Consider the following 24,118-nt stretch of genomic DNA (forward strand, 5'->3'; position numbering starts at 1 on the left):
GATGTCCCGAATAACAACGCTACAGGTGTTAAAACCCTTTCTACGCCTCTATCGGCGCCATATCTGGCGCCTGAGTCTGGGCATTATTTTAGCCATTGCGACGTTGCTGGCCAGCATCGGGCTGCTGGCGCTGTCCGGGTGGTTTCTGGCCGCCGCGTCTTTGGCGGGCGTCGCCGGATTGTATACCTTCAACTATATGCTGCCGGCGGCGGGCGTCAGAGGCGCGGCGATTACCCGCACCGCGGGCCGCTATGCGGAAAGGCTGGTCAGCCACGACGCCACATTCCGCGTGCTGCAACAGCTGCGCGTATTTACCTTTGCGCGTATTCTGCCGCTCTCTCCCGGCGCTATCGCCCGGTTTCGCCAGGCGGAACTGCTGAACCGGCTGGTGGCCGATGTGGATACGCTCGACCATTTATACCTGCGCGTTATTTCGCCGATGGTCGGCGCCCTGCTGGTAATTCTGATCGTCACCTACGGGCTAAGCTGGCTGGACCCGTTGCTGGCGCTGACGCTATGCGCCATTATGCTGACGCTGTTACTGCTGCTGCCGGTGGCGTTTTATCGGGCCGGGCGGCGCATCGGAGAGGATCTGACGGCGTTACGGGCGCAATATCGCATCCAGTTGACCACCTGGCTACAGGGGCAGGCGGAATTGACCGTCTTCGGCGCGCTGGCGGCGGCGCGTCAGCGGCTGGCGCAGTTGGAAACGCGCTGGCTGGCGCGTCAACGCCAGCAGGCCAATCTTACCGGCCTGTCTCAGGCGCTGATGATTTTATGCAGCGGACTGACGGTCACCCTGATGTTATGGCTGGCCGCGGCGGGCATTGGCGGCGATACCCGGCCCGGCGCGCTGATCGCCCTATTCGTTTTCGCCGCGCTGGCCGCCTTTGAAGCGCTGGCGCCGGTGGCCGGGGCGTTCCAGCATATGGGACAGGTTATCGCCTCCGCCGCGCGGGTCGATCAGATTATCCGCCAGCCGGCCGAGGTGACCTTTCCGGATCGGGGACCGCCCACGGCGCCGACGGCGGCGCTTGATTTAACCCGCGTCGGCTTTACCTACCCCGACCAGCCCTTGCCGGTACTGAGCGATATCTCGCTCAATATCCGCGCCGGCGAGCATCTGGCCCTGCTCGGGCGTACCGGATGCGGCAAATCCACCCTGCTGCAACTGCTTACCCGCGCGTGGGACTGCGGCGAGGGGGAGATAACGCTGAACGGATTTCCGCTCTCTTCCTGGCGTGAAGATGAACTGCGCGGCATGATGAGCGTGGTGCCGCAGCGCGTACATATTTTTAGCGCCACGCTGCGCGATAATCTGCTGCTGGCCGCGCCCGATGCCGGCGATGAGCAACTGGCGACGGTGTTGCAACAGGTCGGTCTGGATAAGCTGCTGGAGAATGAAGGGCTGAACGCCTGGTTCGGCGAAGGCGGGCGTCAGCTCTCCGGCGGCGAACAGCGCCGCATCGGCCTGGCGCGGGCCTTGCTGCACCCTGCCCCGCTGGTATTGCTGGACGAGCCGACCGAAGGATTGGATGCGGAAACCGAACGGCGTATTTTGCAGTTGCTGCGTCGGCACTGTAGCGGCAAAACGCTGATAGTGATCACCCATCGGCTGTATGAGCTGGCCTCGATGGATCGCATTTGCGTGATGGATGGCGGCCGGATTATCGAACAGGGAAGCCATCAGGCATTGATGGCCCGGCAGGGGCGTTACTGGCAATTTCACCAGCATGTTTAATGACTATTGAACAGCAGGTAGCCGACAAGGTGTTGCCAGCACCGTTATCCCCGCGCGAGCGGGGAGCTACTTTCAGGTAATACGGGATATTATGCGACTGTATCAACTCTCCCCCGACTCACTGCGCTTCCCCGATCCGATTAATGCGCTGGACGAGCCAAACGGCTTATTGGCGATAGGGGGCGATCTTGCGGTTGAACGCCTCGGTGCGGCGTATCGGCACGGGATATTTCCCTGGTATTCGCCCGGCGAGCCCATTTTATGGTGGTCGCCCAACCCGCGGGCGGTGCTGTTTCCGGGGGAATTTCATCTCAGCCGCAGCATGCGGAAATTTCTGCGTAAGCACGAATTTCAGGTCACCATCAACCACGCGTTTGATGAAGTGATCGCCGCCTGTGCCGATGAACGCGGGGGCGGAACTTGGATCAGCACGGAAATTATTCTGGCTTATGGCGAACTTCATCAGTCAGGACAAGCACATTCCGTCGAAGTGTGGCAGAATGGCACGCTTGTCGGCGGGCTGTACGGCGTTGCGCAAGGTGGAGTGTTTTGCGGCGAGTCAATGTTCAGCCGCACCGACAATGCGTCCAAATATGCGTTGCTGACATTCCAGCAACATTTTATTCGTCACGGTGGTTACCTGATCGACTGTCAGGTACTGAACGCCCATACCGCTTCATTAGGGGTGTGTGAAATTCCCCGCGATCGTTTTTTGCAATTGCTTTTTCAGCTGCGGGACAATCCGGCGGCCGATGGCTGTTGGCGGCGGCAAACGCTGGCTCCGCCGATGCCGTGACAGATAGCGGCCGTTGATAAATAATGCCCGGTTTAGCAACGCTTCTTTACATAATGCGGGTTTTTCGGCATTATCTTGCCGGTTAAAAACAAAGGTAGTTACACCTAGAGGATTCGATGGCCAAAGAAGACAATATTGAAATGCAAGGCACCGTGCTTGATACGCTGCCCAATACCATGTTCCGCGTTGAATTGGAAAACGGGCACGTGGTTACCGCTCATATCTCCGGTAAAATGCGTAAAAACTATATCCGCATCCTGACGGGTGACAAAGTCACTGTAGAGCTGACCCCGTACGACCTGAGCAAAGGCCGCATTGTCTTCCGCAGCCGTTAACCGGTTCGCCCGTCGCTGACCGCAGCGATATCCGAGGATGTTCCACCTCTGCTGCCCTTTCCGTTACCGGCAAGGGCTTTTGCGTTTGGGGCGGCAATCATAAAAAAAGGGTGATGCCTGCGCATCACCCTTTTTAGCTCCTCCCCCTGTCAAGGGGGAGGCCGGGAGGGGGTGGCCTAGTGAACCGCGCCTTCCGCTTTATGCTTCTGCGCGCTCTGGAAACCGTAGGTCAGCTGCTGCGTCTCCTTATCCAGTTCAACCTTGACCGAGCCGCCGTCGACCAGCGATCCGAACAGCAGTTCGTTGGCCAGCGGTTTCTTGAGGTTTTCCTGCATCACCCGCGCCATCGGACGGGCCCCCATGGCTTTATCATAGCCTTTGGTCGCCAGCCAATCGCGCGCTTCGTCGCTGACTTCCAGCGATACGCCCTTCGCATCCAGCTGCGCCTGCAACTCAACGATGAATTTATCCACCACCTGCTGAATCACGTCCGTAGACAGATGGTTGAACCAGATAATGCCGTCAAGACGGTTACGGAACTCCGGCGTAAACACTTTCTTGATCTCTTCCATCGCATCGGTGCTGTTATCCTGCTGGATAATGCCGATAGAGTTACGCTGGGTTTCCCGCACGCCGGCGTTGGTGGTCATCACCACGATCACGTTGCGGAAGTCGGCTTTGCGGCCGTTGTTATCCGTCAGAGTGCCGTTATCCATCACCTGCAACAGCAGGTTAAACACATCGGGGTGCGCCTTCTCGATCTCATCCAGCAGCAGCACCGAATGCGGATGCTTAATCACCGCGTCGGTCAGCAGGCCGCCCTGATCGTAGCCGACATAGCCCGGAGGCGCGCCGATCAAACGGCTGACGGTGTGGCGCTCCATATATTCGGACATATCGAAGCGCAGCAGCTCGATATCCAGCGCTTTCGCCAGCTGCAGCGTGACTTCCGTTTTACCCACCCCGGTCGGCCCGGCGAACAGGAAGGAGCCGATAGGCTTGCGATCCTGCCCCAACCCGGCGCGGCTCATCTTGATGGATTCCGACAGCGCTTCAATCGCTTTGTCCTGCCCGAACACCAGCATCTTCAGGCGCTCGCTCAGGTTTTTCAGCACGTCGCGATCGCTGGACGACACCGTTTTTTCCGGAATACGGGCAATGCGCGCCACCACGGATTCGATATCCGCCACATTGACCGTTTTCTTGCGCTTGCTGACCGGCACCAGCCGACTGCGGGCGCCGGCTTCGTCAATCACGTCGATCGCCTTGTCGGGCAGATGGCGGTCGTTGATGTATTTCACCGCCAGCTCCACCGCCGCGCGCACCGCTTTCGCCGTATAGCGAACGTCATGGTGGGCTTCATACTTCGGCTTCAGGCCGTTGATGATCTGTACCGTTTCTTCCACGCTCGGTTCAGTGATATCGATTTTCTGGAAACGACGCGCCAGCGCTCGATCCTTTTCAAAGATATTGCTGAATTCCTGATAGGTGGTGGAGCCGATAACGCGGATCTTGCCGCTGGAGAGCAGCGGTTTGATCAGATTGGCCGCGTCGACCTGACCGCCGGAGGCGGCGCCCGCGCCGATAATCGTATGAATTTCATCAATAAACAGGATGCTGTTCTTATCCTGTTCCAGCTGTTTCAACAGCGCCTTGAAGCGTTTTTCAAAATCGCCGCGATATTTCGTTCCGGCCAGTAAAGAACCGATATCCAGCGAATAGAGCGTGCAGTCCGCCATCACCTCCGGCACGTCGCCCTGCACAATCCGCCAGGCCAGCCCTTCGGCGATGGCCGTTTTGCCGACGCCGGATTCCCCCACCAGCAGCGGGTTGTTTTTACGCCGCCGGCACAGTACCTGAATGGTCCGCTCCAGCTCTCTGTCCCGGCCGATAAGCGGGTCGATGCCGCCGACGCGCGCCAGCTGATTCAGATTGGTGGTGAAGTTTTCCATACGGTCTTCCCCTCCGGCCTGCTCTTCATTGACAGGATTTTCCGGGTTTGGGGCCTGCCCGGACTCTTCTTTACGCGTCCCGTGCGAAATAAAATTCACCACGTCCAAACGGCTGACGTCATGCTTGCGCAGCAGGTACGCCGCCTGAGACTCCTGTTCGCTGAAAATGGCGACCAGCACGTTCGCCCCTGAAACTTCGCTGCGCCCCGATGACTGAACGTGAAAGACCGCGCGCTGCAACACGCGCTGGAAGCTCAGCGTCGGCTGCGTTTCACGCTCGTCGTCGCTTTGCGGCAGCGTCGGCGTGGTCTGTTCAATAAAGGTTTCCAGTTCCTGGCGCAGCGCGGTCAAATCCACCGTGCAGGCTTCCAGTGCTTCACGTGCGGCCGGATTACTGAGCAGAGCCAACAGCAAATGCTCCACGGTCATAAACTCGTGCCGGTGCTCACGCGCTCTGGCGAAAGCCATGTTGAGACTGAGTTCCAGTTCTTGATTGAGCATATGCCCCTCCCCCAATGAATTGCCTGACTTCAGGCTTTTTCCAGCGTACAGAGCAGCGGGTGCTCATTTTCTCTGGCGTAACGGTTTACCTGTACAACTTTGGTTTCAGCCACTTCAGCGCTGAACACGCCGCAAATCGCCTTTCCCTGATAGTGAACCGTCAGCATCAGTTGCGTTGCACGTTCAATATCATAAGAAAAGAACTTTTGCAGAACGTCAATAACAAATTCCATCGGCGTGTAATCATCGTTGTTCAATAACACTTTATACATCGATGGCGGTTGCAGTTTTTCTTTATGTTGATCGGCGGTCAGGCTCTCTGATTGCGACCACGTTTTATCGTTTCCCATTGTCTGTCCAACGTCGTCTGAATATCACCGTAGCGAACTGTATTTACAGTAGCACGTCTGGTTTTCGTTTTACCATCCGGGGACCAAAATCGTTGCCCGAAAGCGCGGTCTACTGTCTTCGATCCCTCGAATTCACTACGCAACGCTGAATAAAAGCCGGCAATAGCGTTATCTGCATCAAATTTTGACACAAAGACCCTGGTCCTAAAATGTGGATCGCTTGACGCCGGGATCGATTTCACTACAGTGTAGTGTTGAATTGATGAGGTTTTAATCAATTCGTATTCACTTAACCAAATAACCTCACCTTACCTTAAAAAATACTCTTGCGAAGGATGTCCAGCATGGAGACAGGTACTGTTAAATGGTTCAATAACGCCAAGGGTTTCGGTTTTATCTGTCCTGAAGGGGGCGGTGAAGATATCTTCGCTCACTACTCGACAATTCAAATGGACGGATACCGAACGCTAAAGGCTGGACAGGTTGTCAGGTTCGACGTTCATCAAGGACCGAAAGGTAATCATGCAAGTCTGATCGTGCCCCTGGTCAGCGAAACCGTCGCCTGATAAACACTGTGCCTTAACTAAAAAATTTCGATTTTTATTCAGGTTAGTACAAAAATGCTGGTCTGATCGTTCGACCGGCATTTTATCTTTACCGCCTTCAAATCCAGGTTGGGGCGCTAAAAAATAAATCAAGCCTCAAGCGCTTCCCTGCTCTCTTTTTTCCGAATCGCGGCGGTTGAACCGGCGTTAAGCCGCCGGTGGTTCAACCGCTAATCGGCGCGCCCGCGAGCCAACCACAGCACCCGGGAAAACATGCCGCGGATCAGCGGCGGGATGGCGTCGCCGCCCATGGTTGCGGCTTCCATCGCCACTTCAATGGCCAGGTCCGGCTTCGACGATCGATGAACCGCTTTCATAATGATTTTATGCATGGACAGCGGCACCTTTTCCGGCAGTTGCGCCACCCGGTGATAGACGTGGGCGAATCCGGCGCGGTACATATAATGCTCCATATCCAGCGCCGGCAAGACGGTCAGGTGGTCGCGCTCCCTTTCTCCCTGCTTTGACAACAGGCTTTGCGCCGTGGCGGCATACTTTTTCCCGGCGTCGTCGCCATCGGCCAGCACATGCCATTCAATGCCCATGCGCTGGGCGAATTTCAGCAACGGCCGCAGCCCCGACTGGGCAAACTCAATGACTTTAACGCCTTCGGCGGCAAAGTGGTGGCCGCACTGCCGGGCCAGCTCATTCAGCATCCAGACTTCGGTTTCCCCCTCCACCAGCAGCCAGCAGCGGGCAAACAGCGACGAAGGGCGATTAAAACGAATATGGAAGGCAATACGCCGGCTGTCCTCCGCGCTCATCCCCTGTCGGCCGATGCGATAGGTCGCCACGCGCGATGATTCGCGCACCAGACGGCAAACCTGCTCCATCGGCACCAGCGACAACAGTTCCCCCGAATTGGTGGTGGTGACTTTCTGCAGCGGCAGCTGCATCAGCAACCCCCACGCCACCGACAGCATAATCGGATGCAGACGCGTTTCCGGATCTTCGATTAATAACAGAGGGCGGGAATGCGCGTCCAGCGTCACCGCGCCTTTGGCCTGTAACAGCGTGGAAAAGAGTTCCAGCAGGATAATCCGCCGGCTGCGGTTGTTCGAATCGGCGATAAGGCGGTTGATATTGTCCAGCGAGCGCCAGGATTTTCCGTTGTGCGCCCGTGCATGGCGATGATGCCGCCGCTCATTCAGCGTGGCGTTTTGTTCGGAAAAATAGTGTTCAAGCAATTGGCGCATCGCCGCCAGCCCCTGCCGCAGCTCCTTATCGGTCAGTTTCTGCGGATTTTGCGCCAGCTCGCCCATCAGCTGTTCAAACTGCCGCGCCAGCTTTTCATTGCCGTTATCCGCGGCGACGGCCAGGGTTCCCGAACGCAGACGCCGCATAAACCTGGCATCCCGCAGACGCAGCACCGGGTGCAAACGGATCACCTCGCGGGCCAGTTCGTCAATATCGCTTAGCGGTATCGGGCGCCCTTCGGCGTCAAGAAAGCTGCGCCAGGTAAAGACCGCCTCGCTTTCGTCGACCTCGCCTTCCAGGCGGTAAAAAATCCGCTGCCGCGATCCCGCGCCTTCCACCCACACGCGCTCAAGCGTGCGGTAGCGCGGCGCCAGATGGCGCCCGGACGCCGCTTCACAGAAAGTGAAGATAACCTGCAGGTGGCGCTCGCGGCTGGTTTCATCGCCCGGCGTAAAATGAAAATCCTCTCTGTCGAAATGATAAAGCGGCAGCGTCGGCGCCAGCAGCAGAGACAACGCATCCAGCAGGCTGGACTTGCCCCAGGCGTTCTCGCCGATCAGCACGGTATTATCTTCCAGCACCAGCGACAGCCGATTAATCCCCCGGAATCCCAGAATCTCTACGCTTTCCAGATACATCCACGTCTCCTGTTTTCGCCTTGCCGCACCGGACGTAATGATAAAACCCGCCGCTGCCTGTGTCAGGCCGCCAGACAAGACTTTACTCAAGATGATAATTTGTTTAATTTTAATAGATTATGTCATTTTCCCCTCCAGCGACCGGCTTTTCTTCCTAAGGACCTCTATTCTGTGATGTATTCAGGGTTATTAATTATTTTATTGCCGCTTATGCTGGGCTATCTGGTGCCGCTGCGCGCCAAAAAAGCATTACGCTCCATTAACCGTCTGCTGAGCTGGATGGTGTATGTCATTCTGTTTCTGATGGGCATCAGTCTGGCGTTTCTGGATAATCTCGGCAGCAATCTGCTGCTGATTTTTCGCTATGCCGTCGTTTGCACCCTGTGCATCGTCGCGGCGAATATCGCGGCGCTGTGGTTATTGGAAAAACGCTACCCATGGCGTGGCGCCGATCAACGGCAGACGCTCCCCTCCCGGCTGCATATGATCCTTGACTCGCTCGGGCTGTGCGGCGTGGTATTCGGCGGGTTTCTGCTGGGGCTAACCCAGTGGTCCGGCCTGAGCCATGCCAGTCAGGGCAGCGAGTACGCGCTGATACTGTTGCTGTTTCTGGTGGGAATACAGCTGCGCAACAGCGGCATGACGCTGCGCCAGATTGTGTTGAATCGACGCGGCATGATGGTCGCGCTGGTGGTCGGCGTCAGCGCGCTTGCCGGCGGCGCGCTGGCGGCCTGGGCGCTGGGTTTGCCGCTGAAAACCGGTCTGGCGCTGGCCTCCGGCTATGGCTGGTACTCGTTGTCGGGCATCCTGCTCACCGACGCATTAGGCCCGGTTATCGGCAGCGCGGCCTTTTTTAACGATCTGACCCGTGAACTGCTGGCCATTATGCTGATCCCGGCGCTAATTCAGCGCAACCGCTCCTGCGCCCTGGGATTATGCGGCGCCACCTCGATGGACTTCACTTTGCCGGTATTACAGCGCAGCGCGGGGGTGGATATGGTGCCGGCCGCCATCGTGCACGGTTTTCTGCTGAGCCTGGCCGCGCCGATCCTGATGGCGTTTTTTTCCGCATAGTCCTCCTTGCCTCTCCCTTTTCGGGCAGTGATTGAGAGTCATTTTCATTGCCCGCCGTCAAAATTGCGCTAAATCAACTTTATCTAACGTGACGTTAAAAAAGCCTTTTTCCCTATGGCGCGACCCTCTATGCTTCAAAAGAGGCATTTAAAATGCAACTTTAAAAAAGGAAGTGATTATGTTTTGTGTGCAATGCGAACAAACCATCCGTACCCCGGCTGGAAATGGCTGCTCTTACGCGCAGGGCATGTGCGGTAAAAGCGCGGAAACCTCCGATCTGCAAGACCTTCTGGTCGCCGTATTGCAAGGGCTGTCGGCCTGGGCGCTGCAAGCCCGCGAGCTGGGCATCGTCGATCATGATATCGACAGCTTCGCCCCGCGCGCCTTTTTCTCCACGTTAACCAACGTCAACTTCGACTCGCAGCGGATTATCGGCTACGCCCGGGAAGCCATTACGCTGCGTCAGTCGCTGGCAGCGCGCTGCCGTTTGCTGGAGGCGGGCGTTGCCGTCACCCATCCCATGGCGGAACTGCAACTGGCCGGCGACGATATCCCGACGCTGTTGCGCCAGGCGGCCGACTTCGCGCTGGACCATGACAAAAACGCCGTGGGCGACGACGTTCACGGTCTGCGCATGCTGTGCCTGTACGGCCTGAAAGGCGCCGCCGCCTATATGGAGCATGCGCACGTTCTCGGTCAGTATGATGAGGCTATCTATGCGCAATACCATACCCTGATGGCCTGGCTGGGCACGCATCCCACCGACGTCGACACCCTGCTGAACAACGCCATGGGCATCGGCGCGATGAACTTTAACGTTATGGCGATCCTCGATCGCGGCGAAACCGAGGCTTACGGTCATCCGCAGCCGACGGCGGTTAACGTGCGCCCCGTTGCCGGTAAAGCCATTCTGATCTCCGGCCATGACCTGAAAGATTTGCGTATGCTGCTGGAACAGACCGCAGGCAGCGGCATCAATATCTACACCCACGGCGAAATGCTGCCGGCGCACGGTTATCCCGAACTGAAGAAATTCAAACACCTGGTGGGCAACTACGGCAGCGGCTGGCAGAATCAGCAAACGGAGTTCGCCAGGTTCCCCGGCGCCATCGTCATGACGTCCAACTGCATTATCGATCCCAATGTCGGCAACTACGGCGATCGCATCTGGACGCGCAGCATCGTCGGCTGGCCGGGCGTCAACCATCTGGAAGGAGATGATTTCAGCCCGGTTATCGCCCAGGCGCAGCGGCTGGCCGGGTTCCCATACAGCGAGATCGAACATCTGATTACCGTCGGTTTCGGCCGGGAAACCCTGCTGAGCGCCGCCGATACCGTTATCGACCTGGTCGCCCAAAAGAAACTTCGCCACGTCTTTTTGGTGGGCGGTTGCGACGGCAGCCGCGCAGAGCGCAGCTATTTTACCGACTTTACCGTCAAGGTTCCCGACGACTGCCTGATTATGACGCTGGCCTGCGGCAAGTACCGTTTCAATAAGCTGGATTTCGGCACCCTGGAAAGCCTGCCGCGGTTACTGGACGTCGGCCAGTGCAACGACGCCTACGCCGCCATTATTCTGGCGGTCAAACTGGCGGAGAAACTGGGCTGCGGCGTCAACGATCTGCCTCTCAGCCTGGTGCTGTCGTGGTTTGAACAGAAAGCTATCGTCATCCTGCTGACCCTGCTGTCCCTCGGCGTGAAGAATATCTATACCGGCCCGACGGCGCCGGGGTTCCTGACCGAAAATCTGCTGGCGATCCTGAACGAGAAGTTCGGCATGCGCGCCATCACCACGGTCGAACAGGATATGAACGCCATTCTGGCCGCCTGATGGAGATAATGTCATGACCATGCCGACCCCGCTTTGTCCCAACCGTATGCAGGTGCATTCGATCGTTCAGGAAACCCCTGATGTTTGGACAATAGCGTTGATTAACCACGACTTCTATCCCTATCAGCCCGGCCAGTATGCCCTGGTGAGCATCGCCGATAGCCCGGACGCTCTGCGGGCCTATACGCTATCGTCATCGCCGGGGCTTAGCCGCTTTATCACGCTGACGGTGCGCCGGCTGGATAAGGGGCTCGGTTCGCGCTGGCTGACGCAAAAGCTGAAACCGGGCGATTACCTGTGGCTGTCGGATGCGCAGGGAGAATTTACCTACGCGCGCGCCGCCGGCGAAAGTTATCTGATGATGGCGGCGGGCTGCGGCGTCACCCCCGTTATGTCGATGTGCCGCTGGCTGCTCGCCAAGCGACCAAGCGCCGACCTGCGGGTGATTTTTAACGTGCGCAATCCGCAGCAGGTTATTTTTGCCGACGAGTGGCGGGAACTGGCGCGGCGTTACCCAGACCGCCTGCAACTGACGCTGATGGCGGAAAAGGATGCGGCGCCGGGTTTTCTCGCCGGGCGGATTACCTCTGAGCTGTTATTGGCGCTGGCGCCGGATATCGCCGGCCGCACCGTGATGACCTGCGGTCCGGCGCCCTATATGGAGCAGGTAGAGAGGTTCTGTCGGCAGTCCGGCGTGCCAGCGCAGCGCTTCTTTAAAGAGCAGTTCTATGTGGCTGACGGCGCCCCGTATGACGACGGCGACCGGCTTACGCTCACCATCAGCCGCCCGTTGCAAAAACTGCGCGTTCCGGTGGGCGTCAGCCTGCTGGCGGCGCTGGAGGCCAATAAGGCGCCGGTGCTCGCCGCCTGCCGCGCGGGCGTATGCGGAAGCTGTAAAACCCGCATTCTGTCCGGCGACTACCACACCGACAGCACCATGACCCTGACCCCGGAGGAAATCGCTCAGGGCTATGTGCTGGCCTGTAGCTGCCGGTTACAGGGGGATACCGTACTGGCGTGAACAACGCGCGCCGGTCAAGACGGCGTCACCGCAGCCGTTATCGTTCACGGCGCGGCGTACTTCTCCAGCAGGGCGTCGGCGATGGCTTCCGTCTGCGCATCCGCCTCTCCCCGGTAATCCCGCGGACGGAAGTGCATCTGAAAGGCGGCGATAACCTGCCGCTTCTGCCGAGCGCTCATATCATCGCGCACCTGGTAGCCGTAGCGCGCCAGCTTCGCCAACAGGCGGTCTACATCCACCGGCCGGGCGGGGTCGCGGCCGTCAAGATGGAACCTCACCCGCGCCGCCTCCGGCCAGGCGCCGATGCCCGCCCGCGCCAGCTGTTCCCAGGGAAACAGCGGTCCGGGATCCTGCTTGCGCAGCGGGGCGATATCGCTGTGGGCCACCACGTTCTGCGGCGCTATCCCATAGCGCTCGACGATCTGCCGGGCCATATCGCTCAGCACGGCGATTTGCGCCGCGGGAAACGGCGTCCATTTTACCCCGGTCAGCGTACGCCGATAGCCGGCGTTCTCCAGCTCAATACCGATCGACGAATTATTGAGACGCGTGAATCCGCGCCAGCCGCTGGCGCCGGCGTGCCATGCCGCCTGCGATTCCGCCACCAGTTGCCACACCACCGGCTTACCCCGGTCAAGGGGCGGATGCGCGGGAATAAGATAATGCGCGCTGACGTGTTCGTCCGTCAGCGTGCTCAGCGAGGTGGGGAAATCCTCCGCCGTATAGTGGATCACCAGAAAACGGATGCGCGCCTCCTGCGCCTGCGCCCGGTGCGCCATATCGACTTTATAACTCCCGAGATCCTTCAGCGATGAGGCTGACTGGCACCCGGCCAGCAATAGCAACATCAGCATAGCGATGCATTTGGTCATGATGTTCCGACGAGCGTCGGTTTCCCGTATAAAGTGATTAAACAGCGACTAGCGAACGACTTTTACCGCAGTCCCGCTGACGGACACCATCAGCATGCTGCTGTCTTTACCCACGGTTTCATAGTCGATATCAATCCCGACCACGGCATTGGCGCCCAAATCCGCCGCCTGTTCCTGCAACTCTTTAAACGCAATCTGCCTTGCCTTGCGCAATTCCTTTTCATAAGCGCCGGAGCGTCCGCCCACGATGTCGCGAATGCCGGCAAAGAAATCACGAAAAATGTTGGCGCCGAGGATGGCTTCTCCGGTTACGACGCCGCAGTATTCCGTAATGGTAAAACCTTCCAGATTCGGGGTGGTGGATAAATGCATGGTGGACTCCTTGAACTGTTGATAGGCGTAATACCCTATATCACCGTTCTGTTACAGGGCAACTGCGGGATTAAAATAGTCGGGCGGATCGCCGTTTCTATGCCAGCCGCGCGCTAATTATCCGCGCGGCTTATCTCTTCCCCGACAAACCCGGCCCGCTCACCGTCAAGCTAGTATTTTATGCTATTATTTAAGCAATAATTCGCTTATCAGCAAATTTTAACCCGCGGCGATTGCATAAGTATTCTGCCGACGTTAACATTCGCGGCATCAATGGCTATTCAATTCTTACGCATGAGTATTCAACTAAACAGCATTAACTGCTTCTACGGCGCATACCAGGCGTTGTTCGACATTACACTGACCTGCCCGGCGGGCGAAACCCTGGTTTTGCTCGGACCGAGCGGCGCGGGGAAAAGTTCCTTGCTGCGCGTCCTGAATCTGCTGGAAATGCCGAGTTCCGGTCAGCTGGCGATCGCGGGCAATCAGTTTGATTTCGCTCATGCCCCCGGCGACGGCGCCATTCGCGAACTGCGTCAGAACGTGGGCATGGTTTTTCAGCAATATAACCTCTGGCCCCATCTGACGGTGGCGCAAAACCTGATCGAAGCCCCCTGCCGCGTGCTCGGGCTGCATAAAGATCAGGCCAAAGCCCGTGCCGACAAACTGCTCACCCGCCTGCGTTTGAATGATTTCGCCGATCGCTATCCCCTTCATCTCTCCGGCGGACAGCAACAGCGCGTCGCCATCGCCCGCGCGCTGATGATGGAACCGCAGGTGCTGTTATTCGATGAACCCACCGCCGCGCTGGACCCTGAAATTACCGCTCAGGTAGTGAGCATCATCCATGAGCTGACGCAAACCGGCATTACCCAGGTAATCGTCACCCATGAGGTGGAGTTCGCGCGGAAAACGGCCAGCAGAGTGGTATATATGGAGAACGGACGTATTGTGGAGCAAGGGGATGCCGCTCATTTTGCCCAGCCGCAGACGTCTGCCTTCGCCAGCTATTTATCACATTGATTAATTTCAGGAAAATTATGATGAAAAAAGCGATCGTCGTACTACTACTCGCCGGCGCCAGCGTTTCCGCCGGCGCGGCGGAAACCATCCGTTTCGCCACCGAAGCCTCTTACCCTCCGTTCGAGTTCGTTGACGCCGGCAATAAGATCCAGGGCTTTGATATCGATCTGGCCAACGCGCTGTGCAAAGAGATACAGGCTACCTGCACCTTCAGCAACCAGGCGTTCGACAGCCTGATCCCAGGGCTGAAATTCCGTCGTTTTGAAGCGGTTATCGCCGGAATGGATATCACCCCGGAACGTCAGAAACAGGTCGCTTTTACCCAACCCTATTATGACAACTCGGCGCTGTTTATCGCCCAGAAAGGCAAAGCCGCCGACGTCGGTGAGCTGAAAGGGAAACGCATCGGCGTACAAAACGGCACCACCCACCAGAAATACCTGCTGGATAAGCACAGCGAAATTACCACCGTGCCTTACGATAGCTATCAGAATGCCGTTCTGGACCTGAAAAACGGCCGACTGGATGCGGTGTTCGGCGATACCGCGGTGGTGAACGAGTGGCTGAAACAGAATGAAAACCTATCCGCGGTCGGTCAACCGGTGACGGATAAAGGCTATTTCGGCGTCGGTCTGGGGATTGCGGTTCGTCAGAATAACGATGAACTGTTGAAGAAATTCAACGACGCGCTCAGCAAAATCAAACAGGATGGTACTTATCAGACCATCTATCAAAAATGGTTCCAGCAGTAATCTGACTCTCAATGATTGAATTTCACCCTCTTGCAAGCGCCGCCGGGATGACCGTCGGCCTTGCCGTTTGCGCACTGGCGCTGGGACTTGTCCTCGCCATGCTGTTCGCCATCTGGGAAACCGCCCGCTGGAAAGCGGTCGGCTGGTGCGGCACCGCGCTGGTAACGCTATTACGCGGCCTGCCGGAAATTCTGGTGGTACTGTTCGTCTATTTTGGCTCCTCTCAATTGCTGCTGATGCTGGCGGACGGCTTTACCCTGAATCTGTATCTGGTGCAGATCCCGGTACAAGCGAACATCGAGATGTTTGAAGTCAGCCCGTTTCTGTGCGGCGTGATCGCACTGGCGCTGCTGTATGCCGCCTATGCCTCGCAAACGCTGCGCGGCGCGCTGAAAGCCGTGCCGCAGGGGCAATGGGAGTCCGGCCAGGCGCTGGGGTTAAGCAAGTCGGCTATTTTTATCCGCCTGATTATGCCGCAGATGTGGCGTCACGCCCTGCCGGGGTTGGGCAACCAGTGGCTGGTCTTGCTGAAGGACACCGCGCTGGTTTCGCTGATCAGCGTCAATGACCTGATGCTGCAAACCAAAAGCATCGCCACGCGGACGCAGGAACCCTTTACCTGGTACGTGATCGCCGCCGCCATTTACCTGCTGATCACCCTGTTCAGCCAGTACGTTCTGAAACGGATTGAACTGAGAACCACGCGTTTTGAACGGAGGGCTTCCTGATGCTCGCATACCTGCCCGAGCTGCTTAAGGGACTGCATACCAGCCTGACGCTCACCGTGGCGGCGCTTATCGTCGCCCTGGCGCTGTCGCTGCTGCTGACGGTGGTGCTGACGTTGAAAACGCCGGTGATATCGACGCTGGCGAAGGGTTATATCACCCTTTTTACCGGCACGCCGCTGCTGGTGCAGATCTTCCTGATCTACTACGGTCCCGGCCAGTTCAGTTCCATACAGCAAATTCCCTGGCTATGGCACCTGCTGTCGCAGCCGTGGCTGTGCGCCATGATCGCCCTGGCGCTCAACAGCGCCGCCTACACCACCCAGCTGTTTTATGGCGCGGTAAAAGCCATTCCCGCCGGCCAGTGGCAGTCCTGCGCGGCGCTGGGCATGTCGCGGAAACAGACGCTGCGCATCCTGTTGCCGTTCGCCTTTAAACGCGCGCTCTCATCCTATTCGAATGAAGTGGTGCTGGTGTTTAAGAGTACCTCTCTGGCTTACACCATTACCCTGATGGAGGTCATGGGGTACAGCCAGTTGATGTACGGCCGCACCTACGACGTGATGGTTTTCGGCGCGGCGGGGATCATCTATCTCTGCGTCAACGGATTGCTCACCCTGCTGATGCGTCTGATTGAACGGCGCGCGCTGGCGTTCGAACGACGCAACTAGCCTTGAATATCCCACTAACATCCGCACAGACTGGAGTATGTAGATGAAAAAATTATTGCTCGCCGCCTTACTGGGCGGGATGACATGCGGCGCCATGGCCGCGGATACCATCCGCTTCGCGTCGTCCGCGACCTATCCGCCGTTTGAATCGCTGGACGCCAATAACGATATCGTCGGTTTCGATATGGATCTGGCGAAAGCGCTGTGCAAGCAGATGCAGGCCACCTGCACCTTCACCAATCAGGCTTTCGACAGCCTGATCCCGGCGCTGAAATTCCGCCGTTACGACGCGGTGATTTCAGGGATGGACATTACCCCCGAGCGCAGCAAGCAGGTGGCGTTTACCCAGCCCTACTATGCCAACTCGGCGGTGGTGATCGCCCAAAAAGGGAAATTCAGCGATTTCGCCGCGTTGCAGGGCAAACGCATCGGGATGGAGAACGGCACCACGCATCAAAAATATATGCATGACAAGCACCCGGAAGTGCAGACCGTCTCTTACGACAGCTATCAGAATGCGGTGCTGGATCTGAAAAACGGCCGTATTGACGGCGTGTTCGGCGATACCGCCGTGGTGAATGAGTGGATTAAAACCAACCCGGATCTGGCAACGGTCGGCGAGCACGTTACCGATCCCGAATACTTCGGTACGGGGCTGGGCATCGCCGTTCGTCCCAACGACCAGGCCCTGCTGGAAAAACTGAATAAGGCGCTGGACGCCATCAAAGCGGACGGCACCTATCAGGCCATCAACGATAAGTGGTTCCCGCAGTAAAACCTTCCCCCCGCTATACTCCGCGCGGCGCTTAACGGCGCCGCGTCGCGCCTTAAACGTTCCGCTAATCGGCCGCATCTTCTTTTTGCAATAGCGTCAGCACTTCGTAATGCGCGGTATGCGGGAACATATCGAACAGCTGCACGCGCCGCGCGCGATAGTTTTTCAGCTCATCCAGGTCCTGCGCCATGCTGGCGGCGTTACAGCTGGAGTAAAGAATATAGTGCGGCGCCATACGGCTCAGATAGGCGCACAGCTCCGCGCCTATCCCGCGGCGCGGCGGATTCACCAGCACCAGATCCGGGATCTGCTCCCGGGCGGTGGCGAAGCGCGTCGAATCCAGCGCCTGAAACTCCACCTGCGTCAATCCCAGCTGTGCGGCGGACAGGCGCGCGCAGGCGATGGCTTCGACGCTGATCTCGATGCCGGTCAGCCGCATCTGCGGCGTGGCGCAGTGCAGGCCAAAGCCCCCCACGCCGCAGAACAGATCCCACATGCTGCGGATATTCAGTTCCTCCACCCAGGCGCGGGCCGTGGCATAGAGCGCGCCGGCCACCTGCGGGTTGGTCTGGAAAAAACTTTGCGGACGGATGTACAGCGGCACCTGGTTGAACCGTTCCGCCAGCGTCGCCGCGTCGCTGAGGATAATTTCCGTCTTCCCTTCCATAATCGCCTGATGCACCGGCTGAATATTGGCTGAAATCACCTCAAGTTGGGGCAACTGCCGTTGCAGCCAGGGTAACGCCGCGCGCAGCTGGGCGAGCTTGGTTTCCGAACGCAGTACAAAGCGCAGCATAAAGGCGCCGCGCGAAACGCTTTCCGTCAGCAGCAGGTACTTTAGCTCTCCGCGCCGGCGGGCGACGTTATAGGGGGTCAGCCCTGCCCTGGCGATAAATATTTTCAGCGCCGCAAACACCGGCGCGAAGCTGTGCGGATAGAGCGGGCAGTCACACAGATCGACCGCCGTCCCGTCGCGATGCAGCATCCCCAGCAGCGGCCGCTCAACGCTGCCGCTGACCACCATTTTCGCCTTGTTGCGAAACGCGGACTGCGCCGAAGGGCAAACCGGCAGCCATTGCTGAACCGCGCGAGAGCGGAGCAAATCGGCAAGGTGTTGCTGTTTGTCGGCCAACTGCTGTGGATAGGCTTTTTCCAGCCACTGGCAGGAACGGCAGGTTCCCGCGCTGTACTGCGCACAATGCATAGAGAGAATCTAACGGTTAAGGGTGAAAACAGAATGGCGCGGATTGTACCACCGCCGCGCCGTTATTTCCGCCGCGGTAAAAAAAGCCGGGGCCTGGGAAATCCCTAGAAATTGAAATATGTAACGCCTGAGAATATTTCGTGCGCGATAAAGCCACCATTTCTTTGCTACATCGTAGCACGCGCCCGACGCAGGGTGGTTCAAACGCCACCACCCTCCGGACCCGGGCTTGTGGCTGAAATCACGCCGCTAACGCGGTGCCTTCGGCGGTCGCCCCCTTTTCCGAACCGCCAGTGACGGAATACTCGTCTCATCCCTGAGACTCGCCCTGGCGGGCCAGCGCAAGCGCTGTTCAAAAACGCTCCCGGCGTTTTTGTCCGACGCGGCACTGGCTTGAGCAGCATCCATGCTGCTCATTCGCGGGGTCGTCCACCTCAGCGTAATTTCTTACGCCATAGGGTGAACGATGTAAATACTGAGTTCTTTAATATCAGCATGTTAAATACAAAGATACAAACAAGCCCCCGTGCCGGGCGCGTGCTGCTACGGTTGTAGAAATCGACTGAGGTAAGTGCGCACGAAACCCTCACTACGCTAACAGAGATCTTTTCCCAAATGTGTAGAGAGCATTTTCATCGCACCTTGCCGCGCCCCGCAGGGCGAGTCTCAGGGATGAGACGAGTAAAAAACCGTCGGCTGCGGCGCGGAAAAAACAGCAGGAAGATCACCAGCAAATCCGGTATTTTCTGTAATAACAGCTGATGCAGCACCGCCGTATGGCTATCGCCGGAGATATGAAATATCGCCGGGAAATACTCGCTCACCGACGCCAGCAGCATATACAGCGCCACCAGGCACTGGCAGATAACGTATCCCCAGCGCCCCCAGTTGGCCCCCGTCAGCACCGCAAATCCGCAGCGCACCTCGGCGCAAACAATCACCAGGGACAACAGCAAAACCAGCGTAGCGTCCCATGACTGGGCGCTGCTGCCTATCCATCCCCCCAGTTCGCTCAGGCCCAGTTCCCAGGCCAACAGCAACACGCCCAGCAAACGGGTGGCGATAATAGCGATGCCCGCCACCATAACCGGAACCGGCGCATAGGCTTTTCGCTGGGCGATCTCCTTTTTCCTGTACCGCATTTACCCTCTCGTCCTTTATACAGAGCAACAACGCCACCAGACGATGGCGGCGTTGTCGTTCACTCAAGGCGCATAAAGCACGACCGGCGACGAATCAACCTCGCCGCGCTTTTTGCATATCGCGCTGGCGTTGCTTCTCAGCCCTGGCCATAAACCACCAGGCGATAAAGCCAATAATCCCTACCACCAAGAGTATCAAAGAAGCCAGCGCGTTAATCTGCGGATTAACGCCCATCCTTACGCTGGAGAAGACCAGCATAGGCAGCGTGGTGGACCCCGGACCGGCGACGAAGCTGGCGATCACCAGATCGTCCAGCGACAGGGTAAACGCCAGCAGCCAGCCGGAGATCAGCGCCGGGGCAATCATCGGCACCGTAATGATAAAGAAGACTTTTAACGGCGTGGCGCCCAGGTCCATCGCCGCCTCTTCGATGGAGCGGTCCAGCTCCCGCAGGCGCGCGCTGATCACTACCGTGACATAAGCGGTGCAGAATGTCACATGCGCCAACCAGATGGTGAGCATTCCACGCTCCGTGGGCCAGCCGATGGCGTGCCCCAGCGCCACAAACAGCAGCAGCAGGGAAAGCCCGGTGATCACGTCCGGCATCACCAACGGCGCGGTCAGCATAAACGCAAAGCCGTTTGAGCCGCGAAAGCTGCCAAAGCGCACCATCACCAGCGCCGCCAGCGTACCCAGCACCACGGCCATGGTGGCGGAAGCCGCGGCGATCGTCAGGCTGAGGGCCACGGCGCTAATCATGGCGGAATTATGAAACAGCTCGACGTACCAGCGCGTCGACCACCCCGCCCATACCGTTACCAGTTTGGAACTGTTGAAAGAGTAGATCACCAGCATCAGCATCGGCGCATACAGAAACGTAAAGCACAGCACCAGAATCACGATGCGCCACGGCGAGCGAACCACCGGCAGATTGTTCATGCTTCCCCCTCCGCCGCTTTGCTCTGATGTTTGTGGAACCAGATAATCGGCATAATCAACAACAGCAGCATGATAATCGCCACGGCCGAAGCCACCGGCCAGTCTCGATTGTTAAAGAATTCCTGCCACAGGATACGGCCGATCATAATGCTGTCCGGGCCGCCCAGCAGTTCAGGGATCACGTACTCGCCCACGGTGGGAATAAACACCAGCATCGAACCGGCGATCACCCCGCCCTTGGTCAGCGGCACGATAACGCTGAAAAAGGTTTTCAGCGGCCGCGCGCCCAAATCAAGGGAGGCTTCCACCAGCGAGTAGTCCAGCCGGGTCAGCGCGGTATAGATCGGCAGCACCATAAAGGGCAGATAGGAGTACACCACGCCGATATATACCGCCAGATTGGTATGCAGGATCACCAGCGGCTGATCGATAACCCCCAGCCACAGCAGGAAGTTGTTCAGGATACCGTTGTTTTTCAGGATCCCCATCCAGGCATAGACGCGGATAAGAAACGATGTCCAGGAGGGCAGAATCACCAGCAACAGCAGGATATTACGGGTGGAAGGCCGGCTGTGCGCCACGGCCCAGGCCAGCGGATAGCCAATCAGCAGGCAGCACAGGGTCGACACCGCCGCCACCTGCAAGGATTGCAGATAGGCCTCGACGTACAGCGGGTCGCCCAGCAGGTGCAGGTAGTTCGCCAGATTTAACGAAATATCCAGCCTGTCATCCACCCAGGTCACCAGGTCGGTGTAGGGAGGCACGGCGCGCGCCATTTCCGCCAGGCTGATCTTGAAGACAATCAGGAACGGCAGCATAAACAGCAGCAGCAGCCAAAAATAAGGCAGCGCGATAACCAGCTTACGTCCGTGATCCTGGCGCCAGCGCGCCATCAGCATGGCCAAGCGCCCCCTTTCCTGCCGCGACGGCGCCGCGGTGCGGTGTTCGGGAAACATTGTCATTAGGTTTTTCCTCGCTACACCGTCAACACGACGCAGCTGTCGGCGTCCCAGCTCAGCCGCACTTCGTCGCCCCAGGTGGGCGCGCCCTTGCGGTAGCGATAGGCGTTCTGCAACTGCGCGCTGATAATCTGTCCGCTGTTCAATCGGACGTGGTAAATCGATAAATCACCCAGATAGGCGATGTGCACCACTTCCCCGACGGCAAAATTGCAGCCGTCGGCCGGCACCTCGTCACAGAGCACGATCTTTTCCGGCCGCAGGGCGATATAGACCGGCACGCCGTCCACCACCGAGACGTCCGAATCCACCCTCAGCGGATGCACCAGCCCCGGACTGCGTATAATCAGGGCGTCATCCCGCCGCTCGGTCAGCACCCCTTCGAACATATTGACGGAGCCGATAAATTCGGCGCTGAAGCGGGTGTTGGGGTGTTCGTATATCTCTTCCGGTTCGCCGATCTGCACGAATTTGCCGCGGTTCATAATGGCGATGCGGCCCGCCATCGTCATGGCTTCCTCCTGATCGTGCGTCACCATAACGCAGGTCACGCCGACGCGCTCCAGAATATCGACCACCTCAAGCTGCATACGGTCGCGCAGTTTTTTATCCAGCGCCCCCATCGGCTCATCCAGCAGCAGCAGCTTGGGGCGCTTCGCCAGGCTGCGGGCCAATGCCACGCGCTGCCGCTGGCCGCCGGAAAGCTGATGCGGTTTGCGGTTGGCGAACTCCTGCATATGCACCAGCGCCAGCATTTCCTCCACGCGATCCTTGATCTCGGAACGGGACAGGCGATCCTGCTTCAGACCGAAAGCGATATTCTTTTCCACCGTCATATGCGGAAACAGCGCATATGACTGAAACATCATGTTGATTGGGCGCTGATAGGGCGGAACCAGCGAAAGATCCTGCCCGTCCAGGACTATTTGCCCCTGGGTGGGGTGTTCGAAACCCGCCAGCATACGCAGCAGCGTGGACTTGCCGCAGCCGGACGCGCCCAGCAGGGCGAATATCTCGCCTTTATAAATGGTCAGGCTGACATCATCGACGGCGGCCTGCCCGTCGAACGATTTGGTCAGGTTACGCACTTCCAGCAACGGCGTTACCGCTTTTTGGGGCTTGGGCTGGGGACGGGGAATGGCTTCATTCACTTCGCATTGCTCTCCGGCAAAAGCAGAACAGGTCACCGCCCGGAGCCAGGCCAGCATATGGCTTTGACGCAGAGCGAGTCGGTGACGCATATATAGAACAGACAGGCGGATCAACCGCCTGTCTGTTACAGTAACACCAGGATAAAAAACCTTTACTTACCGCTTTTTACCTTGGTCCAAGCACGAGTGCGGGTACGGTCAATCTGTGGCGATTGCACCTTAAGCGTAAACAGTTTGGCGCGTACGTCCGCGGGCGGATAGATGCCGGGATCGTTACGAATCTCTTCGTTGACCAGCGGCACAGCTTCTTTATTGGCGCTGGCATAATACACATGGTTGCTGATATTGGCGATAACGTCCGGCTTCAGCAGATAGTTCAAAAACTCATAGGCGGCATCGAGATTTTTGGCGTCGGCCGGCACGGCGAATACGTCGAAGAAAGCCAGCGCCCCCTCTTTCGGGATACTGTAATGAACGTTGACGCCGTTTTTCGCTTCTTTGGCGCGGTTGGCGGCCTGCATCACATCGCCGGCCCAACCGATGGCTACGCAAATGTCGCCGTTGGCCAGGTCGTTGATATATTGGGATGAATGAAAATAGCGAATGCTGGGACGCAGTTTTAACAACAGCTCCGTCGCCGACCCGGTGTAGTCGGCCGCCTTGCTGCTGTTGGCGTCTTTGCCCTGATAGTTCAGCACGGTGGCGAAAATCTCCTCGGGCGCATCCAGGAAAGAGACGCCGCAGCTTTTCAGCTTTTCCAGATTTTCCGGCTTCAGCACCAGATCCCAGCTGTCCAGCGGCGCGTCCGCGCCCAGCGCGGCTTTGACTTTATCGACGTTGTAGCCGATCCCGGTGGTCGCCCATAAATAGGGCAGCGCGTACTTGTTATCCGGATCGTGCTGGGCAATCAGTTTCAACAGCTCGGGATCGAGATTTTTATAATTCGGCAGCCTGCTTTTATCCAATGGCTGGAATACCCCCGCGGCAAGCTGGCGCTCGAGAAAACTGGCCGAGGGCACCACCAAATCAAACCCGGTGCTGCCGGCCATCAGTTTGCCTTCCAATACTTCGTTGGAGTCAAACACGTCATAAACCACTTTGGTGCCCGTTTCCCGCTGGAAATTTTGCAGCGTATCCGGCGCAATATAGTCAGACCAGTTGTAAACATGCAGCGTTTTCTGTTCCGCAGATGCGGTGACGGACGCGGCCATCAGCAAGCCGGCAACAACACCCGATAACAATTTTTTACGTTGGGTGAACATCCGTTCCTTCCTCCATGCCAGGGGGTAATTTATGGGGGTAAACTTGTATCCGGTCAGATACAAAACTCGTCCTGCGCCAGCGTGTCCGCGATAAAAATCAATGAATGGCTATGCACTGGATTCAGCATAGTCGACACCGAAATAAATACGACTTTAGCGGGTGGCCGTTACAGGAATTAAGCATAACCGCACTGCATCACTCACACCATAGCCGAAGCTAAAAAATGGT

23 protein-coding genes are annotated in these 24,118 nt (G+C 57.8%); 12 read left to right on the top strand and 11 right to left on the bottom strand.

Translation table 11 applies throughout. From position 1 onward, the window contains the following. Position 1: 1 nt before the first annotated feature. From cydC to infA, 3 genes are all read left to right on the top strand, one after another. Complete coding sequence (gene cydC, locus DDT56_RS07280) at positions 2 to 1,741, top strand: heme ABC transporter ATP-binding protein/permease CydC (RefSeq protein ID WP_136165803.1); 1,740 nt, start codon at positions 2 to 4, stop codon at positions 1,739 to 1,741. A gap of 91 nt (positions 1,742 to 1,832) precedes the next feature. Continuing rightward, positions 1,833 to 2,537 carry a leucyl/phenylalanyl-tRNA--protein transferase gene (gene aat / locus DDT56_RS07285; RefSeq protein WP_136165804.1) on the top strand — a complete coding sequence of 235 codons (705 nt, stop codon included), beginning with the start codon at positions 1,833 to 1,835 and terminating at the stop codon, positions 2,535 to 2,537. 116 nt (positions 2,538 to 2,653) lie between these two features. After that, on the top strand, positions 2,654 to 2,872 hold the full coding sequence (gene infA, locus DDT56_RS07290; RefSeq protein WP_002211347.1) for a translation initiation factor IF-1: 219 nt from the start codon (positions 2,654 to 2,656) through the stop codon (positions 2,870 to 2,872). Between the two features lie 176 nt (positions 2,873 to 3,048). Here the strand turns inward: infA and clpA are convergent, their stop codons facing one another. Further along, positions 3,049 to 5,325, bottom strand: coding sequence for an ATP-dependent Clp protease ATP-binding subunit ClpA (gene clpA / locus DDT56_RS07295; protein WP_136165805.1), 2,277 nt, complete (start codon positions 5,323 to 5,325; stop codon positions 3,049 to 3,051). Positions 5,326 to 5,354: 29 nt separating this feature from the next. Beyond that, the gene (gene clpS / locus DDT56_RS07300; RefSeq protein ID WP_136165806.1) at positions 5,355 to 5,675 is read right to left on the bottom strand and encodes an ATP-dependent Clp protease adapter ClpS; all 321 of its coding nucleotides are present in this window, start codon (positions 5,673 to 5,675) and stop codon (positions 5,355 to 5,357) included. Positions 5,676 to 6,019: 344 nt separating this feature from the next. On the opposite strand from clpS, the gene cspD reads away from it, so the two are divergent. Continuing rightward, positions 6,020 to 6,241 carry a cold shock-like protein CspD gene (gene cspD / locus DDT56_RS07305; RefSeq protein ID WP_009113240.1) on the top strand — a complete coding sequence of 74 codons (222 nt, stop codon included), beginning with the start codon at positions 6,020 to 6,022 and terminating at the stop codon, positions 6,239 to 6,241. A gap of 209 nt (positions 6,242 to 6,450) precedes the next feature. On the opposite strand, the gene DDT56_RS07310 is transcribed toward cspD, so the two are convergent. Further along, complete coding sequence (locus DDT56_RS07310) at positions 6,451 to 8,115, bottom strand: ATP-dependent endonuclease (protein WP_136165807.1); 1,665 nt, start codon at positions 8,113 to 8,115, stop codon at positions 6,451 to 6,453. A gap of 174 nt (positions 8,116 to 8,289) precedes the next feature. Here DDT56_RS07310 and DDT56_RS07315 point away from each other — a divergent pair, with 174 nt between their 5' ends. The 3 genes from DDT56_RS07315 to hcr all read left to right on the top strand — a co-directional run bounded on the left by DDT56_RS07315 (position 8,290) and on the right by hcr (position 12,041). Continuing rightward, positions 8,290 to 9,189, top strand: coding sequence for a LysO family transporter (locus DDT56_RS07315; RefSeq protein WP_136165939.1), 900 nt, complete (start codon positions 8,290 to 8,292; stop codon positions 9,187 to 9,189). Between the two features lie 178 nt (positions 9,190 to 9,367). After that, positions 9,368 to 11,020 carry a hydroxylamine reductase gene (gene hcp / locus DDT56_RS07320; RefSeq protein WP_136165808.1) on the top strand — a complete coding sequence of 551 codons (1,653 nt, stop codon included), beginning with the start codon at positions 9,368 to 9,370 and terminating at the stop codon, positions 11,018 to 11,020. A gap of 13 nt (positions 11,021 to 11,033) precedes the next feature. Further along, positions 11,034 to 12,041 carry an NADH oxidoreductase gene (gene hcr / locus DDT56_RS07325; protein ID WP_136165809.1) on the top strand — a complete coding sequence of 336 codons (1,008 nt, stop codon included), beginning with the start codon at positions 11,034 to 11,036 and terminating at the stop codon, positions 12,039 to 12,041. 44 nt (positions 12,042 to 12,085) lie between these two features. On the opposite strand, the gene DDT56_RS07330 is transcribed toward hcr, so the two are convergent. After that, on the bottom strand, positions 12,086 to 12,913 hold the full coding sequence (locus DDT56_RS07330) for an N-acetylmuramoyl-L-alanine amidase (RefSeq protein WP_136165810.1): 828 nt from the start codon (positions 12,911 to 12,913) through the stop codon (positions 12,086 to 12,088). A 48-nt stretch (positions 12,914 to 12,961) separates the two neighbouring features. Next, entirely contained in the window at positions 12,962 to 13,285 is a 324-nt protein-coding gene (locus tag DDT56_RS07335; RefSeq protein WP_136165811.1) for a heavy metal-binding domain-containing protein, read from the bottom strand. Between the two features lie 294 nt (positions 13,286 to 13,579). Here DDT56_RS07335 and artP point away from each other — a divergent pair, with 294 nt between their 5' ends. Genes artP through DDT56_RS07360 form a run of 5 tightly spaced genes read left to right on the top strand, consistent with a single transcriptional unit; the run spans position 13,580 to position 17,231 of the window. Continuing rightward, a complete protein-coding gene (gene artP / locus DDT56_RS07340; RefSeq protein WP_210416995.1) occupies positions 13,580 to 14,308 on the top strand; it encodes an arginine ABC transporter ATP-binding protein ArtP in 729 nt (242 codons plus the stop codon). Between the two features lie 20 nt (positions 14,309 to 14,328). Further along, the gene (gene artJ / locus DDT56_RS07345; RefSeq protein WP_136165940.1) at positions 14,329 to 15,060 is read left to right on the top strand and encodes an arginine ABC transporter substrate-binding protein; all 732 of its coding nucleotides are present in this window, start codon (positions 14,329 to 14,331) and stop codon (positions 15,058 to 15,060) included. Between the two features lie 11 nt (positions 15,061 to 15,071). After that, positions 15,072 to 15,788 carry an arginine ABC transporter permease ArtQ gene (gene artQ, locus DDT56_RS07350; protein ID WP_136165813.1) on the top strand — a complete coding sequence of 239 codons (717 nt, stop codon included), beginning with the start codon at positions 15,072 to 15,074 and terminating at the stop codon, positions 15,786 to 15,788. Continuing rightward, entirely contained in the window at positions 15,788 to 16,456 is a 669-nt protein-coding gene (gene artM / locus DDT56_RS07355) for an arginine ABC transporter permease ArtM (RefSeq protein ID WP_136165814.1), read from the top strand. The genes artQ and artM overlap by 1 nt, the downstream gene beginning before the upstream one ends. A 43-nt stretch (positions 16,457 to 16,499) precedes the next feature. After that, positions 16,500 to 17,231 (top strand): arginine ABC transporter substrate-binding protein, encoded by a 732-nt coding sequence (locus DDT56_RS07360; protein ID WP_136165815.1) that lies wholly within the window; start codon positions 16,500 to 16,502, stop codon positions 17,229 to 17,231. A gap of 64 nt (positions 17,232 to 17,295) precedes the next feature. Here DDT56_RS07360 and rlmC read toward each other — a convergent pair whose 3' ends face one another. From rlmC to potF, 6 genes are all read right to left on the bottom strand, one after another. After that, positions 17,296 to 18,435: a 23S rRNA (uracil(747)-C(5))-methyltransferase RlmC gene (gene rlmC / locus DDT56_RS07365; protein ID WP_136165816.1), complete on the bottom strand. Its 1,140-nt coding sequence runs from the start codon at positions 18,433 to 18,435 to the stop codon at positions 17,296 to 17,298. A gap of 632 nt (positions 18,436 to 19,067) precedes the next feature. Next, entirely contained in the window at positions 19,068 to 19,577 is a 510-nt protein-coding gene (locus DDT56_RS07370) for a YbjO family protein (protein ID WP_246856740.1), read from the bottom strand. 94 nt (positions 19,578 to 19,671) lie between these two features. After that, positions 19,672 to 20,517, bottom strand: a complete 846-nt coding sequence (potI, locus tag DDT56_RS07375; RefSeq protein WP_136165817.1) for a putrescine ABC transporter permease PotI — start codon at positions 20,515 to 20,517, stop codon at positions 19,672 to 19,674. Then, positions 20,514 to 21,473, bottom strand: a complete 960-nt coding sequence (potH, locus tag DDT56_RS07380; protein ID WP_246856745.1) for a putrescine ABC transporter permease PotH — start codon at positions 21,471 to 21,473, stop codon at positions 20,514 to 20,516. The genes potI and potH overlap by 4 nt, the downstream gene beginning before the upstream one ends. Positions 21,474 to 21,493: 20 nt before the next feature. Next, entirely contained in the window at positions 21,494 to 22,627 is a 1,134-nt protein-coding gene (gene potG / locus DDT56_RS07385) for a putrescine ABC transporter ATP-binding subunit PotG (protein ID WP_136165942.1), read from the bottom strand. A 152-nt stretch (positions 22,628 to 22,779) separates the two neighbouring features. After that, positions 22,780 to 23,889, bottom strand: coding sequence for a spermidine/putrescine ABC transporter substrate-binding protein PotF (gene potF / locus DDT56_RS07390; RefSeq protein WP_136165819.1), 1,110 nt, complete (start codon positions 23,887 to 23,889; stop codon positions 22,780 to 22,782). Between the last annotated feature and the right edge of the window lie 229 nt (positions 23,890 to 24,118).

Source organism: Brenneria corticis (assembly GCF_003115855.1).
Lineage (GTDB): Bacteria > Pseudomonadota > Gammaproteobacteria > Enterobacterales > Enterobacteriaceae > Brenneria > Brenneria corticis.

What these genes read in the sequence shown, in the direction of transcription:
- cydC (WP_136165803.1), top strand. Translation starts at nt 2, where the DNA reads ATGTCCCGAATAACAACGCTACAGGTGTTAAAACCCTTTCTACGCCTC.
- aat (WP_136165804.1), top strand. Translation starts at nt 1,833, where the DNA reads ATGCGACTGTATCAACTCTCCCCCGACTCACTGCGCTTCCCCGATCCG.
- infA (WP_002211347.1), top strand. Translation starts at nt 2,654, where the DNA reads ATGGCCAAAGAAGACAATATTGAAATGCAAGGCACCGTGCTTGATACG.
- clpA (WP_136165805.1), bottom strand. Translation starts at nt 5,325, where the DNA reads ATGCTCAATCAAGAACTGGAACTCAGTCTCAACATGGCTTTCGCCAGA.
- clpS (WP_136165806.1), bottom strand. Translation starts at nt 5,675, where the DNA reads ATGGGAAACGATAAAACGTGGTCGCAATCAGAGAGCCTGACCGCCGAT.
- cspD (WP_009113240.1), top strand. Translation starts at nt 6,020, where the DNA reads ATGGAGACAGGTACTGTTAAATGGTTCAATAACGCCAAGGGTTTCGGT.
- DDT56_RS07310 (WP_136165807.1), bottom strand. Translation starts at nt 8,115, where the DNA reads ATGTATCTGGAAAGCGTAGAGATTCTGGGATTCCGGGGGATTAATCGG.
- DDT56_RS07315 (WP_136165939.1), top strand. Translation starts at nt 8,290, where the DNA reads ATGTATTCAGGGTTATTAATTATTTTATTGCCGCTTATGCTGGGCTAT.
- hcp (WP_136165808.1), top strand. Translation starts at nt 9,368, where the DNA reads ATGTTTTGTGTGCAATGCGAACAAACCATCCGTACCCCGGCTGGAAAT.
- hcr (WP_136165809.1), top strand. Translation starts at nt 11,034, where the DNA reads ATGACCATGCCGACCCCGCTTTGTCCCAACCGTATGCAGGTGCATTCG.
- DDT56_RS07330 (WP_136165810.1), bottom strand. Translation starts at nt 12,913, where the DNA reads ATGACCAAATGCATCGCTATGCTGATGTTGCTATTGCTGGCCGGGTGC.
- DDT56_RS07335 (WP_136165811.1), bottom strand. Translation starts at nt 13,285, where the DNA reads ATGCATTTATCCACCACCCCGAATCTGGAAGGTTTTACCATTACGGAA.
- artP (WP_210416995.1), top strand. Translation starts at nt 13,580, where the DNA reads ATGAGTATTCAACTAAACAGCATTAACTGCTTCTACGGCGCATACCAG.
- artJ (WP_136165940.1), top strand. Translation starts at nt 14,329, where the DNA reads ATGAAAAAAGCGATCGTCGTACTACTACTCGCCGGCGCCAGCGTTTCC.
- artQ (WP_136165813.1), top strand. Translation starts at nt 15,072, where the DNA reads ATGATTGAATTTCACCCTCTTGCAAGCGCCGCCGGGATGACCGTCGGC.
- artM (WP_136165814.1), top strand. Translation starts at nt 15,788, where the DNA reads ATGCTCGCATACCTGCCCGAGCTGCTTAAGGGACTGCATACCAGCCTG.
- DDT56_RS07360 (WP_136165815.1), top strand. Translation starts at nt 16,500, where the DNA reads ATGAAAAAATTATTGCTCGCCGCCTTACTGGGCGGGATGACATGCGGC.
- rlmC (WP_136165816.1), bottom strand. Translation starts at nt 18,435, where the DNA reads ATGCATTGTGCGCAGTACAGCGCGGGAACCTGCCGTTCCTGCCAGTGG.
- DDT56_RS07370 (WP_246856740.1), bottom strand. Translation starts at nt 19,577, where the DNA reads ATGCGGTACAGGAAAAAGGAGATCGCCCAGCGAAAAGCCTATGCGCCG.
- potI (WP_136165817.1), bottom strand. Translation starts at nt 20,517, where the DNA reads ATGAACAATCTGCCGGTGGTTCGCTCGCCGTGGCGCATCGTGATTCTG.
- potH (WP_246856745.1), bottom strand. Translation starts at nt 21,473, where the DNA reads ATGTTTCCCGAACACCGCACCGCGGCGCCGTCGCGGCAGGAAAGGGGG.
- potF (WP_136165819.1), bottom strand. Translation starts at nt 23,889, where the DNA reads ATGTTCACCCAACGTAAAAAATTGTTATCGGGTGTTGTTGCCGGCTTG.